The sequence below is a fragment of the Streptomyces sp. NPDC004629 genome, from assembly GCF_042873595.1.
Taxonomy (GTDB): domain Bacteria; phylum Actinomycetota; class Actinomycetes; order Streptomycetales; family Streptomycetaceae; genus Streptomyces.
This window is the reverse complement of sequence record NZ_JBIALO010000009.1, coordinates 126,119-142,829: the sequence shown is the minus strand read 5'-3', so window position 1 is coordinate 142,829 and position 16,711 is coordinate 126,119. Positions and strand designations below refer to the sequence as shown.

Sequence of the window (16,711 nt, the reverse complement as noted above, 5' to 3'; positions counted from 1 at the left end):
CATGGCCCTCACCGAGATGTGGGAGCGCTACTCCTTCTACGGCCTTCAGGGCATCCTCTCGTTCTACCTGCTCTACGCACTGGCCGACGGCGGCCTGGCCATGGACCCGTCCGTCGCGGCGGGCATCGTCGGCGCCTATGGCGGCACCGTGTATCTGTGCCAGATTCTCGGTGCCTGGCTGGGCGACCGGCTCGTCAGCCCGCAGCACATGGTGCTCTACGGTGCCGTCGTCATCACGGCCGGACACCTCGTGCTCGCCTTCGCCCCCGGCCTTGTCGGCCTCGGCGCCGGACTGCTGTGCATCGTTGCCGGCACCGGTGCGCTGAAGACGAACATCACCTCGATCGTCGGGTTCGTGCTGGACCAGAACCCGGAGGGACGCCACCGGGACGCCGGCTTCTCCTACTTCTACATGGCCATCAACATCGGTGCGGTGGCCGGCCCGCTCACCACCGGCCTGGCCCAGAGCGAACTCGGCTTCCACTACGGGTTCGCGCTGGCGGCGGTCGGCATGGGCGCCGCGCTCGTCCAGTACGTCTCCTCGATGAAGCATCTGCCCGAACGCGCCCGGACCGTCAACAACCCCCTGCCCGCGGGCCGCCGTCCGCTCGTCGTCATGGCGGGCGTCGCCTTCCTCGCCGCCGTGGGCGCGGCCGTCGCCACCGGGGCGCTGCGGGCGGAGAACCTGTCCACCGTGGTGACCGTCGCCGCGCTGGTGGCCGCGGCCGGCTACTTCCTCACCATGACCACCTCGTCGGCCGTCAGCGGCGACGAGCGCCGACGCATCCTCGGCTATCTTCCCCTCTTCCTGGCATCCGGGGTCTACTTCGGCTTCCTGTTTCAGAAGTTCACCGCGATATCCATCCTCATCACCGAACGCATCGACCTGCACGTCGGCGGCTGGAGGTTCCCGGTCGCCTGGATCACGACCGTCAGCCCGCTCGCGCTCGTCCTCGTCATCCCGCTCGTCGCCCGGATGTGGAACACCTTGGGCGAGCGTCAGCCGGGTCCGGTGACCAAGGTCGCCATCGGACTGACCCAGATCGGCTGCGCCTATCTGTTCCTGCTCGTCATCTCCGAGGCCACCGGTCACGCCCGGATCCCGCTGGTGCTCATTCTCCTGTTCATGATGGCGGCCGGTTCCTCCGAGGTCTTCGTCGGGCCGATCGGACTGTCCCTGGCCACACGGATCGGCCCCGAGAAGTTCACGTCCCAGATGGTGGGCCTGAACTTCCTCACACTCGCCCTCGGCTCGTCCCTGGCGGGCCTGCTCGGCCAACTGTTCACCGCGATCGACAACGCCTCCTACTTCACCCTCACCGCGGTGTGCGGCATCGTGCTCGGCCTCGCACTGCTCGCCGCGCGAGGACCGGTGGAACGCCTGCTGAAAGCGGGGCTTGAGCGCTGAGCAGACCGGCGGCCCAGTCGACTCGGCGGCCCTGCGGAGCGCGGAAACCGCCCAGGTCAGATCTTGTGAAGCAGCGGCGGCGTCGACGGCACGATGGGGATCTCGGCCCAGATGGTCTTGCCGGTGGGGGTCTGGCGACTTCCCCAGCGCCGGGTCAGCTGCGCCACGATGAGCAGGCCACGGCCGCCCTCGTCGAACGTGCGGGCCCGGCGGAGGTGCGGGGCGGTGCTGCTGGTGTCACTCACCTCGCAGATGAGCACCGTGTCGCGGATCAAACGCAGTTGAACGGGCGGTTTCCCGTAACGGAGGGCATTGGTGACCAGCTCGCTGATGACCAGTTCGGTGACGAACTGCTGGTCCCGCAGGTTCCAGGCGGCGAGCACATCCATCGCTGACCGGCGGGCCTCGGCTACGCCGGAGGGGTCTTGGGTCAGCTGCCAGACGGCGACCTGGTCGTCGGTGAGGGCCTTGGTCCGTACGAGCAGGAGCGCCGCGTCATCGGAGCGGCGCCCGGCCGGCACGTGGCTCAGCAGTGCATCGCATGCCGACTCCAGCTCACGCCCGGGGACGGCGAGCGCCTCGCGGAACATACCCAGTTCGGCCTCGGGCTCCCCCCGGGCATCCCCCACCAGGCCATCGGTGTAGAAGGCGAGCACGCTGCCTTCCGGGGTGTCGAACTCCGCGACTTCGAACGGCAGCCCGCCCACACCCAGTGGCGGCCCGGCCGGCGGCTCCAGAAACCGCACGGAGCCGTCGGGCGTCACGAGCACCGGCAAGGGGTGACCCGCACGGGCCATCGCGCAGCGACCCGATACGGGGTCGTAGACCGCGTACAGACAGGTCGCGCCGACCTCCGCCAGCTCTGTCCCCGGCACCGCGCTCCCCTTCGCGGCGGCCTGTTCGTCAAGGCGCAGCACGAGGTCGTCGAGCTGGGTCAGGAGTTCGTCGGGGGTCACGTCGGCGTCGGCGAGCGTGCGCACCGCCGTGCACAGCCGTCCCATGGTCGCCGAGGCGTGGATGCCGTGGCCCACGACGTCGCCCACCACCAAGGCCACCCTCGCGCCCGACAGGGGAATCACATCGAACCAGTCGCCTCCGACGCCGATCGCCGCGGTGGCAGGCAGATAGCGGGAGGCGATGTCCACGGCCGCGGCCGACCGCAAGGGGACCCGCTCGGGCAGCAGAGTGCGCTGCAGGGCCAAAGACGTCAGACGCTCGCGGGTGTAGCGACGGGCATTGTCGATGTACACCGCGGCACGACTGGACAGTTCCCCTGCGAGCCGCAGGTCCTCGTCGTTGAAAGGATTCGGAGCGCTGTGCCGGAAGAAGGTGGCCAGACCGAGCATGACACCGCGGGCGTGCAGCGGCGCCGCCACAATGGAATGGATTCCGTGCTCCAGGGCCATGGACCGGGCGATGGTGGCCGGCAACCGTCCGCCGGCGTCGAGGTCGTCCGGTCGGCCCAGCACGGGCCGGACGGCCTTCAGCGCACGGGCGATCGACGCGCTGACCTCGGGAGTGTGCAGCTGACCGGGCTTGACCCCGGACTCCGGGCAACCGGGCAGGACAGAGCGTTGCGCGACTCTCCGGAACGCCACCGTCTCGCCCGGATCGACGCCGCCGCCCTCCTCTCCGCGGAGCACACCGTCCAGGATGTCGACGGTGACGAAGTCGGCGAAGTGCTCGGTGGCGACCTGGGCCAGTTCATCGGCGGTGCGGGCGAGGTCGAGCGTGGTGCCGACCCGTTCGCTCGCCTCGTTCAGGACATTCAGCCGCAGGCGCGCCTGGTACTGCGCCGTGCTGTCGGCGGCGGCCAGGGCCACGGCTTGGACCTGCCCCTCGGGATCCCTGACCGGATACACCCAGCTGAGCCAGGCGCGCGGAGCGGCGTCACGCGGCGTCTTGACCCGGGGCTCGAAGGCAATCGGCTCACCCGTGCGCAGGACCTGCTCGGCGGCTTCGGCGACTGCCTTCAGCGGCGGTGGCAGCGGCCCGCGCGCGTCCTCTCCCAGGCGGAATCCGACGAGTTCCTGTTCGGCTCTGCCCAGCCCGGTGGCCACGGCCGGGTTGACGGCGATACGGACGAGGCCGCGGTCGCAGAGCGTCACGGGCAGGGGCATCTGGTCGATGGCCCACTGCTTGAGGAGCGCGAGTTCACCTGCCCTGTCGCCACCCGTTGTGGCCCCCGTGGTGTCGATGAGCCAGACGGTGTCGCCCGCACCGTCCGACAACGGCCGCAGTCGGATGCCCGCCCGCTTCACATGGCCCTCACGATGCCGGAGAAGAACCACCCCGCTCCAGGTCTCGCGCCCCGCCCAGCACCGGCGGAGCGCCGACGGCGCGGGTTCGGAGAACAGGTCGAAGAAAGAGCGCCCCACCGTCTCCTCGGGGTCGAGACCCAGCAACCGGCGTCCGCCAGGCCCCCAGGCAGTGAGTTCGCCTGACATCCTCGCCACTCCGACACCGTCGCCCTGCCGGAAGGGCTCCGCAGATTCCTTGTGCATGGGGGTCCACTGTCTGACCGATGTTCCCGGTGTTCCCGGATCGACTGTGCGTGGAGGCCAGCGGCCCCCTTTCAGGGTGCTCCGCGGTCCCAGCCTGCGCAAAACAGTCCAGGTGGCCGAAGCCGCTCCACGTGCGGTGGTGACAGCGGCTACTCGGGTTAAGGCGGTTGGTCACGGTCCGGTGACGGCGGTGGCGGGGTCTTGTGCGGCGCATTGCGCCAGCGTACGGTCCGTATCACCCCAGCGAACAAAGTGTTCGCTGAAGTTGCATCAGGTGTTCGCCCATGACTGATCGTTCACTGCAGGAGCGCTCCGGCGGAGTCTCCGCCGACGCCGCTGACCAGGCTCTGGGAGCCCGGATCCGGGAGTACCGGAAGATGCGGCGGATGTCATTGCGTGCCCTGGGAGAGGCCGCCCAGGCCAGCCCCGGTTTCCTCAGCCAGTTGGAACGCGGGCAGGTGAACTCCTCCATCGGCATGCTGCGGCGGATCGCCGTGGCGCTCGGCGTCACCGTGGCCGATCTGTTCGACCAGGACAGCGCGCCCGGTCCGAAGGTGGTGCGACGGGCCGACCGTCCGATGCTGCACACCGCCCCGGGAAGCCGCAAGTTCCTCATTTCCCAGCGTCCGCTCGGTCATCTGGAGGTGTACTCGGGCGAGTTCGACCCAGGGGCCTCCACCGGTGACGACGCCTACACCCATGGCGACTCCCAGGAGATCCTCCTGGTGATCAGTGGAGCCGTGCGAGTCGAACTCGACGGCCGCACCCATGAACTGGAAGCCGGCGACAGCATCGAATACCGCTCCTCGGTGCCGCATCGCGTGGTCAACAGCCACGAAGCACCCGCCGAAATCCTCTGGATCATCAGCCCGCCGACGCCGGACTGACCACACCCCGACGCCTTCTTTCCAGCGCACCTTCCTCTCCCGTGGTGCGCCCCGCCCCCTCCCCACGGCGCACACCTCTTGCCCGACGCCCCCTCTCTCGGGTGCTCCGCGCACCCTGCGCCCGCGTCGTGCGCGCCGCGACCTCGCCGTCTCCGTGCGCCTTCACCGCTCATCCCTGGAGTCAGCAATGCCCGGAACATCACACAAAATCATGGGGTGTGCCGCTGCCGCCGGCGCCCTGCTCCTGACCCTCACCGGCTGCGTCGGCACCAGCCCTGCATCGGCCGATGTCGACCTCGGCCCCGGGCCGGCCCAGGCGGGCAAGGTCAAGAAGGGCGCGCTCGACGGTGTCACCCTGACCTTCACCTCCTACGGCGGCATCTTCCAGGACGGCCAGGAGGCCGCCGCGGTGCAACCGTTCGCCGCCGAGTCGGGGGCGAAGCTGCTCTCCGACGGCCCCACCGACTACACCAAGATCAAGGCCCAGGTCGACGCCAAGAACGTCACCTGGGACGTGGTGGACACCGACACCCTCTGGGCCGAGCGTCAGTGCGGCAAGCTGTTGATGCCGCTCGACACCACCGTCGTCGACACCTCCAAGCTGCCCAAGGGCATGCGCGGCAAGTGTTCCGTGCCGGCCATGAGCTACGGCGTGGTCCTGATGTACGACAAGAAGAAGTTCGGCAGCAAGCCGCCGAAGGACTGGGCGGACTTCTTCAACACCGCCGAATACCCCGGCAAGCGCGCGATACCCGGCATCCCGTCGGACGCGTCCCCGGGTGCGCTGGAAGCGGCACTGCTCTCCGACGGGGTCGCTCCCGACAAGCTGTTCCCGCTGGACGTCGACCGGGGGCTCAAGAAGCTGACGAGTGTCCGCTCCTCCCTGGTCTTCTGGGACACCGGTGCCCGCTCACAGCAGCTGCTGGAGTCCGGCGAGGTCTCCATGGCCATGGTGTGGTCGGGCCGCGCCTACTCGGCGGTCAAGAACGGCGCCCACTTCGCACCGCAGTGGAACCAGTTCATGCCGGTCTCCGACTCCCTCGCCGTCCCCGTCGGCGCCAAGAACCCCAAGGCGTCCATGGCACTGATCAACTACTACCTGGGCGCCGCCCAGCAGACCAAGCTCACCGAGCTGACCTCCTACTCGCCGATCAACTCCGACTCCCACCCCAAGCTGGACAGGCTCGCCTCGGAGTATGTGACCACCACCCCCGAGAGGCAGGCCCAGGCACTCAAGATCGACAACGCGTGGTGGGCGAAGAACCAGGCGCAGATCATCCAGAAGTGGTCCGACTGGCTGGCGCGGTGAGCGATGACAGCCTTGATCGACATCGCCTCCCCGGCCACGGGCAGCCGGCCCCGCAAGGGTGCCGAGGGCCGATGGGGATGGCTGCTGCTGCCCGCGGTGGTCCTGCTGGCCGTGCTCTTCCTGGTGCCGCTCGGCCTGATGGCCTGGCGCAGCGTCACCGAGCCGACGCCCGGCGCGGGCAACTACTCCTGGTTCTTCACCAGTGACGTCGCCCTCGCCACGCTGGTCCGCACGCTGACCATCGGTGCCGTCGTCACCCTGGTGACGCTGGTGCTCTCCTACCCGTACGCCTACCTGATGACCGTGGTCGGCGCCCGCGCGCGGATCTGGCTCACCCTGCTGGTGCTGCTGCCGTTCTGGACCAGCCTCATGGTGCGCACCTTCGCCTGGGTGGTGCTGCTCCAGGACAACGGCGTGGTCAACCAGCTCCTCGGCACCGTGGGCCTCGGACCACTGCAGTTGATCCGCACCCCCGCCGGGGTGGTGATCGGCATGTCCCAGGTACTGATGCCCTTCATGGTGCTGCCGCTGTTCGCCGTGATGAGCGGCATCGACCGCCGGCTTCTCGACGCCGCGCAGGGCATGGGCGCCCGCCCGGCCACCGCGTTCCTGCGGGTCTTCGTACCGCTGTCGCTGCCCGGCGTCGGCGCCGGCGCCCTGACCGTGTTCATCACCTCGCTCGGCTTCTACATCACCCCGGCGCTCCTGGGCTCGCCCGACCAGGCGCTGATCTCGCAACAGATCTTCACCCAGGTCAACGGGCTGCTCGCCTGGGGCCGCGGCGGAGCGATGGGCGTGGTGCTGCTGGCGGTGACGCTGGTCCTGCTCGCCCTGGTCGGCGTCGTCATGCGACTGACCCGTGCCCGGGGAGGAGCCCGATGAGAACCGGAATCACGCGGATCGCGCTCTGGGCGTTCAGCGCCCTGGTGGGCTGCTGGCTCATCGCGCCGACCCTGGTGGTGATCCCGCTCAGCTTCACCGACAAGGCCTCCCTGGTCTTCCCGCCGAGCGGCTGGTCCACCCGCTGGTACACCAACTTCTTCACCAACCGCCAGTGGACCGACGCCATGCTCGCCTCGCTCCAGATCGGCGCCCTCGTCGCCCTGGTGTCCACCGTCCTGGGCACCGCCGCCGCGATCGCGCTCACCCGGTCCGCGTCACGCTGGGTGAAGGCGTCGTACGGCCTGCTGCTGGCACCCATGATCGTGCCGACCGTGGTGGTCGGCATCGGCGTCTACGCCCTCTTCCTCCAGTACAACCTGCTGGGCACCCCGCTCGGCTTCGTCACCGCCCATACCGTGCTGGCCCTGCCGTTCGTGATCATCCCGGTGACGGCGAGCCTGCGCGGCTTCGACCGGCGCCTTGAGGACGCCGCGCTGATCTGCGGCGCCAACCGGTGGGCCGCCATCCGGCAGGTGACCCTGCCGCTGATCGCCCCCGGCATCGTCTCCGGTGCCCTGTTCGCCTTCGTCACCAGCTTCGACGAGGTCGTGGTCTCGCTGTTCATCCAGAGCCCCTACCTGCAGACCCTGCCGGTGCGGATGTTCGCCAGCGTGACCCGGGACACCGACCCCACCATCGCCGCGGCCGCCACCCTGATCATCGTCTTCACCACGGTGCTCGTGCTGGCCGCCACCTTCGCCACCGCCAGGAGGAACCGTGTCCGCTGAGACCCGCCTCATCAAGGCGCGCGGAGCCCGCATCGAACTGACGCGGGTGCGCAAGGAGTACGCGGACTCCGTCGCCGTCGACGACGTCTCCCTGGTCATCGAACCAGGGGAGTTCATGACCCTGCTGGGCCCCAGCGGCTCCGGCAAGACCACCACACTCAACATCATCGCCGGGTTCACCACCGCCACATCGGGCACGCTGACCATCGGCGGCAGGCAGATGCAGGACCTGCCACCGCACCGGCGCGACATCGGCATGGTCTTCCAGCACTACGCGCTCTTCCCGCACATGACCGTCGCCGAGAACGTCGCCTTCCCGCTCAAGCAGCGCAAGGTGCCCAAGGCCCGCCGCGCCGGCATGGTCGAAGCGGCCCTGGAGACGGTGCGGCTCGGCGGCTACGGCCACCGCAGACCGCGCGAACTCTCCGGCGGCCAGCAGCAACGGGTCGCCCTGGCCCGGGCCGTGGTGTACGAGCCGAGCGTCCTGCTGATGGACGAGCCGCTCGGCGCACTCGACAAGAAACTGCGTGAATCACTCCAGATGGAGATCAAGCGGGTCCATCAGGAGGTCGGCTCCACCTTCGTCTTCGTCACCCACGACCAGGACGAGGCACTGGTCCTCTCGGACCGCATCGCCGTCTTCGACGACGGCGGCATCCAGCAGATCGGCACCGCGAGCGAACTCTACGAACGGCCCCGCAGCCTCTTCGTGGCCGAGTTCCTCGGCGAGTCCTGCACCGTCCGGGGACACATCGAGCCGGACGGCGACGACTCCTGCCTGCGCGTCGGCGATCGCACGGTACGCGTCGCAGGCCGTCCGGCCGGCAGCGGCGGGGCCGCCGTCGTGGTCCGCCCCGAACACATGAGAGTGCAGCGGGCCGCGGCGCCGGTTGCCTCCGGGGTCAACGCACTGCCCGCCCGGGTCACCCAGGAGATATACCTGGGCTCCGGCCGCAAGCTCGAACTCACCCTGCCCGACGGCACGGTGCTGCACTCCCGCGAGCAGGCCGACCGGCTGTCCGGCGTCCGCCACGGCGACGAGGTCACCGTGGTCTGGGACATCGAGCGGGGCGTCCTGCTCGACGATCCCACCGGCACCACCCGCCCACCCACTTCCGGTGACCGGGTCCCGGTCACCACCGTGAAAGAGAGCGGACGATGAGCGTCACCCTCACCACCAGCCCCACCTTCGTCAACGGCGACGTCTCCTTCTGGTTCCGGGAAGGCGGCGTCCCCGCCCGCCGCCCCGCGCTGCCCGGCGACCTCGACGTCGACGTGGCACTCGTCGGCGGCGGCTTCACCTCCCTGTGGACCGCCTACTACCTCAAGCAGGCCCAGCCCGACCTGCGGATCGCCGTCCTGGAGAAGGAGTTCGCCGGTTTCGGCGCCTCCGGCCGCAACGGCGGCTGGCTCAGCGCCGAGCCGCCCGGACAGATGCGCCGCTACGCCAAGTCGCACGGTCGGGAGCCGGCCGTCGCCCTGCAGCGCGAGATGTTCTCCTCCGTCGACGAGGTCATCCGGGTCGCCGCCGAGGAAGGCATCGAGGCCGACATACAGAAGGACGGGCTGCTGCACGTCGCCACCAACGCCGCGCAGCAGCGACGGCTGCGCGAGAGCCTGCCGTCACTGCGCGCCGAAGGCTGGAGCAAGGACGACCTGGTCGAACTCGGCCCTGACCAACTCGCCGAGCGGGTCCGCATCGCGGGCGCCCGCAGCGCCCACTGGAGCCCGCACTGCGCCCGCATCCAGCCCGCCAAACTGGTGCGGGGCCTGGCCGACGTGGTGGAGCGGATGGGCGTCGCCGTCTACGAGGGCACCGAGGTCACCGAGATCCGCCCCCACGCGGCGGTCACCGCGCACGGCACGGTCCGGGCGACCCATGTCATCCGGGCGCTTGAGGGATTCACCGCCGGGCTGCGCGGCCACCGCCGGGTCTGGCTGCCCATGAACAGCAGCATGATCGTCACGGAGCCGCTGCCCGCCTCCGCATGGGAGGAGATCGGCTGGCGCGGCGCCGAGCTGATCGGCGACGAGGCCAACTCGTACTGCTACATCCAGCGCACCGTCGACGGCCGTATCGCCATCGGCGGGCGCGGCATCCCGTACATGTTCGGCTCCCACGTGGACCAGCGCGGCGAGAGCCGGGCCGCCACCCAGCTGCAGTTGCAGGCCATCCTCAGACAGCACTTCCCGGCCACCGAGGGCGTCGCCGTCGACCACAGCTGGTCCGGGGTGCTGGGGGTGCCGCGCGACTGGTGCGCCACCGTCCACCTGGACGAGCGGACCGGACTGGGCTGGGCCGGCGGCTATGTCGGGCACGGCGTGACCACGACCAACCTCGCCGGACGCACCCTGCGCGACCTGATCCTGCGTCACAGGACCGATCTCACCCGGCTGCCGTGGGTCGACCGCACGGTGCGCGGCTGGGAACCGGAGCCGCTGCGCTGGCTGGGTGTGCGCAGTCTCTACGTCGCCTACCGCGCCGCCGACCGGCACGAGAACTCCGGCCTGCGGCGCACCTCGTTCATCGCACGTGCCGCCAACGTCATCAGCGGCCGCTGAAAGGAGCCGAACCCGCATGGACACCACCGCCGGCGTTCCTTCCGTCGCCTTCCTCGACGACGCGGCGAGCGCCGACCTGCCTCCCGCACGCCCGAAGCCCACCAGCACCACCGGCCAGCGGGAGACCACCCGCACCCTGTGGCAGTCGCCCGACGGGCTGATGGAGGTCGGCGTGTGGGAGTGCGGCCCCGGCCACTTCACCGCCACCCGCGACGGCTACGACGAGATCTGCCAGGTGCTGACCGGGTCCGCGACCATCCGCACGGAGGACGGCGAGGCCGTTGAGCTGCGCCCCGGCTCCACCCTCGCGATGCCGGCCGGTTGGCGAGGCACCTGGCAGGTCCACGAAACCCTGCGCAAGGTGTATGTGCTGCGCCCGCACCGGACCGGCGCATGACCCTCGTCCTGCATGACACCCACGCGCGCCCCGGCGACCCGCGGCGCCCAGCCTTCGGGGCGGCCTGTCCATCCCGGCCGGGGCGCAGGGAGGTGGCCCGCACGGAGTGAACGCGGGTCGCCGGGGCTGTTCGCCGTAGTCCCGGATCCCCGCACGACAGTCCCGGATCCCCGCACGACCCCGCTGCGCCGGCTACGGGCGTGTTGCGGTGACCGCCGCTCCCGCCGGCTCGGCCGGCCAGTGACGGCCCTCGCCGATGGAACGGATCGGGTTGGCGTGCGCAAGGATGGCCGTGGTCAGCGCTTCCACGGGTTCGGCGGGAGCGTGCGGGTTGGTCAGCAGGACGAGGTCGATCTCGCCCAGCTCGGGCAGTCCGGCACCGGCGGGCAGCTCGACGAGGTCTCCCGGCAGCAGGCTGCGGGGAAAGATCGCGACGCCGAGGCCGGCGCGGGTGGCGGCGAGCACGGCGTTGACCCCGCGCGCCGTGCAGACCACACGGTGCCTGATGCCCGCCTGCTCCAGCGCCTGCACGGCCAGTGCCCTGCTGGGGCTGGGCGCCTGATACACGATGAGCGGCACCGGCCGTTGCTCGTCCCACAGCAGTCCTGTGCCCTCGACGGCGGCCCACACCAGCCGGTCCCGTCGCACCAGCCGGCCCCGTCCGTCCCCGGCAGTCGTCTTGAGGAACGCGACATCGACGTGGCCGGATTCCACGCGGCGTTGCAGCTGCACTCCTTGGGACACGGTGAGGTCCAGGGTGACGCCCGGGTTGAGGTGCCGGAAACCCCGCAGGATCCGCGGCACCCGGGTCAGCGCCAGATCGTCGGTGACTCCGAAGCGCAACCGGCCGCGCACGCCGGTCCCGCTGAAATAGTCCGTCGCCTGGGCGTGGGCCGCGAGGATCGAGCGGGCGAAGCCGACCATCGCCTCCCCGTCGACGGTCAACGTCACGCTGCGGGTGTCCCGGACCAGCAGGGGCCGGCCCACCGCCTGCTCCAGCTTGCGGATGTGCTGGCTCACCGTGGGCTGGCCGAGGCCCAGGGCCGCCGCTGCCTGAGTGAAGCTCAGGGATTGCGCCACTGCCAGAAACGTCCGTACCTGCTCCGGAGGAAACACCCTCCGAGGTTAGAGCCGACTCATTGTCATTCGCAATGGGAATTATTGGATCGATTTCCTTTCTCAATTGCCGTCGCCACCCCAACGATGGAAGCGCACACCCGGCCAACGAAGGAGGCATGCCGCGGTGACCAGGGCGGCCGACGGACCCGAACATCCCCCTATCCCATCGATACGATCCACCCCACGCACGACGGAAGTCTCCGGCGCGGGCAGCACCGAGCCTGCAACAGGCGGCAAGGAGACGAAGAATCCCGCACCCGGCAAGCGGGGCGCCGTCGTCGCGGCGCTCATGCTGGCCATGGCGCTGGCGGCGCTCGACTCCACCATCGTCTCCACCGCCGTCCCGCAGATCGTCGGCGACCTCGGCGGATTCTCCTCGTTCTCGTGGCTGTTCTCCGGCTACTTGCTCGCCGTGACCGTCTCCCTGCCCGTCTACGGGAAGCTGTCGGACATCTTCGGCCGCAAACCGGTGCTCGTCGTGGGCGCGGCCTGCTTCCTGCTCGGCTCCCTGCTGTGCGCGGCTGCCTGGAACATGGCGGCGCTGATCGCCTTCCGTGTCGTGCAAGGCCTCGGTGGCGGCGCCCTTCAGGGCACGGTCCAGACACTCGCCGCCGACCTGTACCCGGTGGCGGAGCGCCCCAGAATCCAGGCCAGGCTCTCCACCGTCTGGGCGGTGTCCGCGATCGCCGGTCCGCTGCTCGGCGGCCTCCTCGCCGGCTACGCCGACTGGCGCTGGATCTTCCTGGTCAACCTGCCGGTCGGCTCGCTGGCCCTGTGGCTGATCGTCCGTCACCTCCATGAGCCGGGCCGCCGACCGGGCAGGCGCCCGCCCATCGACTGGGCAGGCGCGCTCAGCGTGTTCGCCTGCGGCGGCGTGCTGCTCACCGCGCTGGTGCAGGGAGGGGTGGCCTGGCCGTGGCTGTCGGCACCTTCCCTCGCCCTGTTCGCCACCGGGCTCGCGCTCGTGGCGCTCGTGGTCGTCGTCGAACGGCGGGCCCCCGAGCCCATCATGCCCGGGTGGGTATGGCGCCGTCGCACGATCGCCAGCGTCAACCTGTCCCTCGGCGCGCTGGGCCTGCTGGTGGTCGCCCCCAGCCTGGTCCTTCCCCTCTACGCCCAGTCGGTGCTGGGTCTGAGCCCGGTGGCCGCCGGGTTCGTGCTGTCCGTCTGGACGCTCAGCTGGCCGATCTCCTCGGCCTTCAGCCAGCACGTCTACCGGCGCATCGGCATCCGCAGCACCGCCATGATCGGTATCGGCGCGGCCACCCTGATCCTCTTCGCGTTCCCCTTCCTGCCCTACCCGGGCCGGGCCTGGCAGCCGACGGCCCTGATGCTGCTGCTGGGCGCCGCGCTCGGCCTGTTCAGCCTCCCGCTCGTCGTCGGCGTCCAGTCGGCGGTGGGGTGGTCGCAGCGGGGCACGGCCACCGCCTCCATCTTCTTCTGCCGGCAGAGTGGCCAGACCATCGGCGCCCCCCTGTTCGGCGCGATCGTCAATGGCGTGCTGGCGGCGCGGCTCGGCGGCACGAGCGACCTCGACTCGGTGACGGAGACGATGCACGCCGGAACCGCGCCGGAGGCTACCCGGCAGGCCGTCGCGGACGCCGTGCACGCCGTGTACCTGGGCGCGGGAGGCGCCGCGGCACTGGCGTTCCTGGTCCTGCTGTTCCTGGCACCGCGCCGTTTCCCCGCCGTCACCGAGTGACCGACGACGATCTCGCCGGTCACTCGGCTGCCGTCTCCCGCGCCTCGTCGTGGGCCGCGCGGGAAGGCCCGGTCATGGGGCGCAGGCTCAGCGCATGGCTGATCCGTGAGGTGGCGACGAACCGCGCGGCCAGGTGGACGATCGCGACCGGGCCGCGGGCGTCCAGGTGTGCTCCGGCCGCGGCCAGGGCGGGCGTCGGAGGCGAGGCGAACACCATGGCCAGTGTCAGCCGGCGCACCGCCTCCTCGGCCGCGGTGAGGCCGGCGACGGCGCGGCCCTCGGCCGCGCCGGTGCACGCCTCGCTCACGCCGTGCGCGCGGGCCGCGTCCAGGTACTGGGCACGTTCGTACTCGTTGCCGAGCGCCTGGCGGGTGGCGAGGGCCGTGAACGTGTTGAACAGGGCCTGTTTCGCACCGTTGGTGACCAGCACCCTCGATCCGTCGAGGGGACCTGCGCCCCGTGGGGTGAGCAGGGGCTTATTGCTTGTTTCCCGAGTCGGCCTGCCCGCCGGAAGCGGCCGGTTCGGCAAGGCCCTGCTGCGCGGGAGCGCGGTGCCCGGGCGGCGTCCGTTGGTCCGATACACCGCCCACCAGGTAGGAGTGGTTCCCGGTCCGGCGCACGCCGACGGACGTGTCGCCGCGCCGGATCGTCCGTTCCTCCACGAGGAGTTCGTGGCCGTCGGCGGCATCGCGCAGCGATTCGGTCAGCACACGGCCGTCGATGTCGTCGGGCGGCGCTCCGGTGACGAGCGTGTACGCGGTGGCGGCGATGTCGGCCGGTCCCGCGGACTCGGTGCGCCGGGTCCGGGTCTTGAAGGCCGGCCCGTGCAGGATCAGCGGAATACGCATGTCGGCCGGGTGAACGGTGCCGTGCACGCCGCTGTACGGCCGGGTTCCGGAGGCCCGTGCGGACAGGGCACGGGCCGGCGGGTCCGCGGGCCCGCGCTGGTCGGCCGGTTCGGTGCGCATGGTGATGATCAGGTCCGGTGTGAACGGTGAGTCTCCGCTCACGGCCACCGACAGCGGGAACGCGTCGTCGGGGCAGTGGGAGTCCGCGCAGAAGACGGGTCCCGCCCAGGGTTCCTGGGCGATCCGGGCTGCCATGTCGGCCCGCAGGCGCGGTGCCGTGCCGGGCTCGAAGTAGCCGAAGACGGCGCCGCTGTTGAAGGTGGGCACGAATCCGTTCGGGGGCAGGCCGCAGCGTTCGGCGATCAGGTCCAGCGTCTCGGTCAGCTCCACTGACTCGCTCGTCTCGCAGAAGCCGTGGTCGGCGGTGACGACCAGATTGCACTCGCGGCCCGTGTCGAGCACGGCAGTGTGCAGCGCGCGTACGGCCCGGTCGGTTCGCCGGATCGCCTCCGTGCTGGTCGCCGACGTCAACCCGGTGGCGTGGTGGGCGGTGTCGGGTTGCCCGGACCAGAAGACCAGCAGGTCGGGAGCCTGTGTCGTGATCGAGACCACCCCTGCGGCGACCGCCCATTCCAGCGCCTCGTCGTCGGACGCGGGGCGCGGCCCCAGGGCCTCGATCGCGGCCTTGACGCCGACGGGAACGGAGCGGTGGACCTCGTGCTCGGGGCCGACCGAGGCGATCCTCGCTCCGTGTCCGGCGTCGCTGCCGGGATTGAGCAGATAGGTGCAGCCGGCCGAGCCGTTGCCGACGACCACGGTGCCGTGGCCCGACCTGCTGAGCCGCTCCGCGACGGACGCCTGCGGCATGGCCCCGGCGCCGCGCAACCGGCGCACATCATCGGCGACCGACGTGTCGATGTGCCCCAGCTCGGGATGCCACATCCGATTTCCGAAGACCCCCGTACGTCCGGGGTGGCATCCCGTCGCCAGCGTCGCGGCGTTGGTACGGGTCAACGCGGGGAAGGCGGCGACGGCGTGGTCGTAGGAGCAGCCCTCCTCGGCCAACCGTGACAGGAACGGGGTGGTGGAGGCGTTCAGAGCGGCCGGCCGGAGGCCGTCGATGACCGCGATCAGGGTGAGTGGTGTGGCAGGAATGGTTGTCTCCCTCCTCGGGGGCCACCGCGGGGCGCACCGCGCGGTGTGGCCGTCCGGCTCAGGGGCCGTCGGCACTGCTGCCGCCCCGTGCCGGCGGTGCCAGGCTCAGAGGCGGGGATGGCGTGCGGACCAAGCCGGGGTTACCGAGGGATGAACTATCCAGCTCATCCTAGCGTTCAGGATGGATTATCCATTCCGTGCTAGTCTCCTGCCGCATCGACAGTCGATCTGTGTTCACACGGCGAAATGAGGCCTCGTGGTTGCAGCCAAGTCGTCCCTGGTGAGGGGCGAATTCGTCACCCGTGCCCAAGCCGCGCTGCCCAGCCTGGGTGCCACGGACAAGCGGGTCATCGAGCTGATCCTCAGCGACCCCGAAGCGGTCGTACGCGGCTCGGTGACCGAACTGGCCCAGAAGGCGGGCGTCGCGCAGTCCTCCGCGGTCCGTGCCTGCCAGCGCATCGGCTACCGGGGCTACCAAGACGTCAAGCTCGCCATCACCCGCGATCTCGCCCAGCAGGGCGAGCAGGAGCAGGAACTCGCCCATGAAGAGGGGATAGACGGCCGGACCCCGGCCGGCGAGATGCTGGATCGCATCCTGCGCCGCAGCGGCCGGGCCCTGGTCGACGCGACACAGACCGTCGATCCCGAACTGCTGTCCCTCACCATCGACCGCATGGCGGTGGCCGGCCGCGTCCTCGTCGTCGGGAACGGGACCTCCGCCGCGCCGGCCCACGACGCCGCCTACCGGTTGTCCGCGCTCGGCCTCGTGACGTCGTACCCCACCGACGTGATGGCCCAGCACCTGGCCGCACGCCATCTCGACGACTCGTGTGTGTGCCTGGTCATCAGCCACACCGGTGCCAGCCGCGAGTCGCTGCTGGTCGCCGAGGCGGCCCGGGCGGCGGGCGCCTTCGTCGTCGCCATCACCAGCTTCACCAAGTCCCCCCTGACCCGCGTCGCGAACGCCGCGCTGATCGCGGGAGCGCCCGAGCACGGCTTCCGGCTCGAAGCCATGGCAAGCCGCCTCGCCCACCTGGGCATCGTCGACACGCTCTTCGTCGGCATCGCGGTCCGCCGCCCCAAAGCGTCCACCAAAGCACTCGACGTGATGGCCGACATCACGATCGAACACTCCCTGTAGAAGGAAGAC

14 protein-coding genes are annotated in these 16,711 nt (G+C 70.5%); 10 read left to right on the top strand and 4 right to left on the bottom strand.

Annotated features, from left to right (window positions below):
• Position 1 precedes the first annotated feature (1 nt).
• Positions 2-1,408: a peptide MFS transporter gene (locus ACFYTE_RS15800; RefSeq protein WP_388709877.1), complete on the top strand. Its 1,407-nt coding sequence runs from the start codon at positions 2-4 to the stop codon at positions 1,406-1,408.
• 56 nt (positions 1,409-1,464) lie between these two features.
• On the opposite strand, the gene ACFYTE_RS15795 is transcribed toward ACFYTE_RS15800, so the two are convergent.
• On the bottom strand, positions 1,465-3,912 hold the full coding sequence (locus ACFYTE_RS15795; RefSeq protein ID WP_388709875.1) for a SpoIIE family protein phosphatase: 2,448 nt from the start codon (positions 3,910-3,912) through the stop codon (positions 1,465-1,467).
• 284 nt (positions 3,913-4,196) lie between these two features.
• Here ACFYTE_RS15795 and ACFYTE_RS15790 point away from each other — a divergent pair, with 284 nt between their 5' ends.
• The 7 genes from ACFYTE_RS15790 (at position 4,197) to ACFYTE_RS15760 (ending at position 10,737) form a co-directional block, all read left to right on the top strand.
• Positions 4,197-4,799, top strand: a complete 603-nt coding sequence (locus ACFYTE_RS15790) for a helix-turn-helix domain-containing protein (RefSeq protein WP_388709874.1) — start codon at positions 4,197-4,199, stop codon at positions 4,797-4,799.
• A 211-nt stretch (positions 4,800-5,010) separates the two neighbouring features.
• Complete coding sequence (locus ACFYTE_RS15785; protein WP_388709872.1) at positions 5,011-6,108, top strand: ABC transporter substrate-binding protein; 1,098 nt, start codon at positions 5,011-5,013, stop codon at positions 6,106-6,108.
• A gap of 3 nt (positions 6,109-6,111) precedes the next feature.
• On the top strand, positions 6,112-6,990 hold the full coding sequence (locus ACFYTE_RS15780) for an ABC transporter permease (RefSeq protein ID WP_388709870.1): 879 nt from the start codon (positions 6,112-6,114) through the stop codon (positions 6,988-6,990).
• Positions 6,987-7,778, top strand: a complete 792-nt coding sequence (locus ACFYTE_RS15775) for an ABC transporter permease (protein WP_388709868.1) — start codon at positions 6,987-6,989, stop codon at positions 7,776-7,778. The genes ACFYTE_RS15780 and ACFYTE_RS15775 overlap by 4 nt, the downstream gene beginning before the upstream one ends.
• Complete coding sequence (locus ACFYTE_RS15770; protein ID WP_388709866.1) at positions 7,768-8,940, top strand: ABC transporter ATP-binding protein; 1,173 nt, start codon at positions 7,768-7,770, stop codon at positions 8,938-8,940. The genes ACFYTE_RS15775 and ACFYTE_RS15770 overlap by 11 nt, the downstream gene beginning before the upstream one ends.
• Entirely contained in the window at positions 8,937-10,340 is a 1,404-nt protein-coding gene (locus ACFYTE_RS15765; protein ID WP_388709864.1) for an NAD(P)/FAD-dependent oxidoreductase, read from the top strand. The genes ACFYTE_RS15770 and ACFYTE_RS15765 overlap by 4 nt, the downstream gene beginning before the upstream one ends.
• Positions 10,341-10,356: 16 nt before the next feature.
• A complete protein-coding gene (locus ACFYTE_RS15760; protein ID WP_388709862.1) occupies positions 10,357-10,737 on the top strand; it encodes a cupin domain-containing protein in 381 nt (126 codons plus the stop codon).
• Positions 10,738-10,929: 192 nt separating this feature from the next.
• On the opposite strand, the gene ACFYTE_RS15755 is transcribed toward ACFYTE_RS15760, so the two are convergent.
• Entirely contained in the window at positions 10,930-11,817 is an 888-nt protein-coding gene (locus ACFYTE_RS15755; RefSeq protein WP_388709860.1) for a LysR substrate-binding domain-containing protein, read from the bottom strand.
• A gap of 208 nt (positions 11,818-12,025) precedes the next feature.
• On the opposite strand from ACFYTE_RS15755, the gene ACFYTE_RS15750 reads away from it, so the two are divergent.
• Entirely contained in the window at positions 12,026-13,558 is a 1,533-nt protein-coding gene (locus ACFYTE_RS15750) for an MFS transporter (RefSeq protein ID WP_388710163.1), read from the top strand.
• 19 nt (positions 13,559-13,577) lie between these two features.
• Here ACFYTE_RS15750 and ACFYTE_RS15745 read toward each other — a convergent pair whose 3' ends face one another.
• Both ACFYTE_RS15745 and ACFYTE_RS15740 read right to left on the bottom strand, forming a co-directional pair.
• Positions 13,578-13,988, bottom strand: coding sequence for a hypothetical protein (locus ACFYTE_RS15745; RefSeq protein WP_388709858.1), 411 nt, complete (start codon positions 13,986-13,988; stop codon positions 13,578-13,580).
• Between the two features lie 46 nt (positions 13,989-14,034).
• The gene (locus tag ACFYTE_RS15740) at positions 14,035-15,636 is read right to left on the bottom strand and encodes an alkaline phosphatase family protein (protein ID WP_388709856.1); all 1,602 of its coding nucleotides are present in this window, start codon (positions 15,634-15,636) and stop codon (positions 14,035-14,037) included.
• A 181-nt stretch (positions 15,637-15,817) separates the two neighbouring features.
• Here ACFYTE_RS15740 and ACFYTE_RS15735 point away from each other — a divergent pair, with 181 nt between their 5' ends.
• Positions 15,818-16,702, top strand: coding sequence for a MurR/RpiR family transcriptional regulator (locus ACFYTE_RS15735; protein WP_388709854.1), 885 nt, complete (start codon positions 15,818-15,820; stop codon positions 16,700-16,702).
• Positions 16,703-16,711: the final 9 nt, after the last annotated feature.

Bases quoted from the DNA above. Each gene is read 5' to 3' on its own strand.
- ACFYTE_RS15785 (WP_388709872.1), top strand. From the start codon at position 5,011: ATGGGGTGTGCCGCTGCCGCCGGCGCCCTGCTCCTGACCCTCACCGGC.
- ACFYTE_RS15775 (WP_388709868.1), top strand. From the start codon at position 6,987: ATGAGAACCGGAATCACGCGGATCGCGCTCTGGGCGTTCAGCGCCCTG.
- ACFYTE_RS15765 (WP_388709864.1), top strand. From the start codon at position 8,937: ATGAGCGTCACCCTCACCACCAGCCCCACCTTCGTCAACGGCGACGTC.
- ACFYTE_RS15780 (WP_388709870.1), top strand. From the start codon at position 6,112: ATGACAGCCTTGATCGACATCGCCTCCCCGGCCACGGGCAGCCGGCCC.
- ACFYTE_RS15800 (WP_388709877.1), top strand. From the start codon at position 2: ATGGCCCTCACCGAGATGTGGGAGCGCTACTCCTTCTACGGCCTTCAG.
- ACFYTE_RS15790 (WP_388709874.1), top strand. From the start codon at position 4,197: ATGACTGATCGTTCACTGCAGGAGCGCTCCGGCGGAGTCTCCGCCGAC.
- ACFYTE_RS15760 (WP_388709862.1), top strand. From the start codon at position 10,357: ATGGACACCACCGCCGGCGTTCCTTCCGTCGCCTTCCTCGACGACGCG.
- ACFYTE_RS15795 (WP_388709875.1), bottom strand. From the start codon at position 3,912: ATGCACAAGGAATCTGCGGAGCCCTTCCGGCAGGGCGACGGTGTCGGA.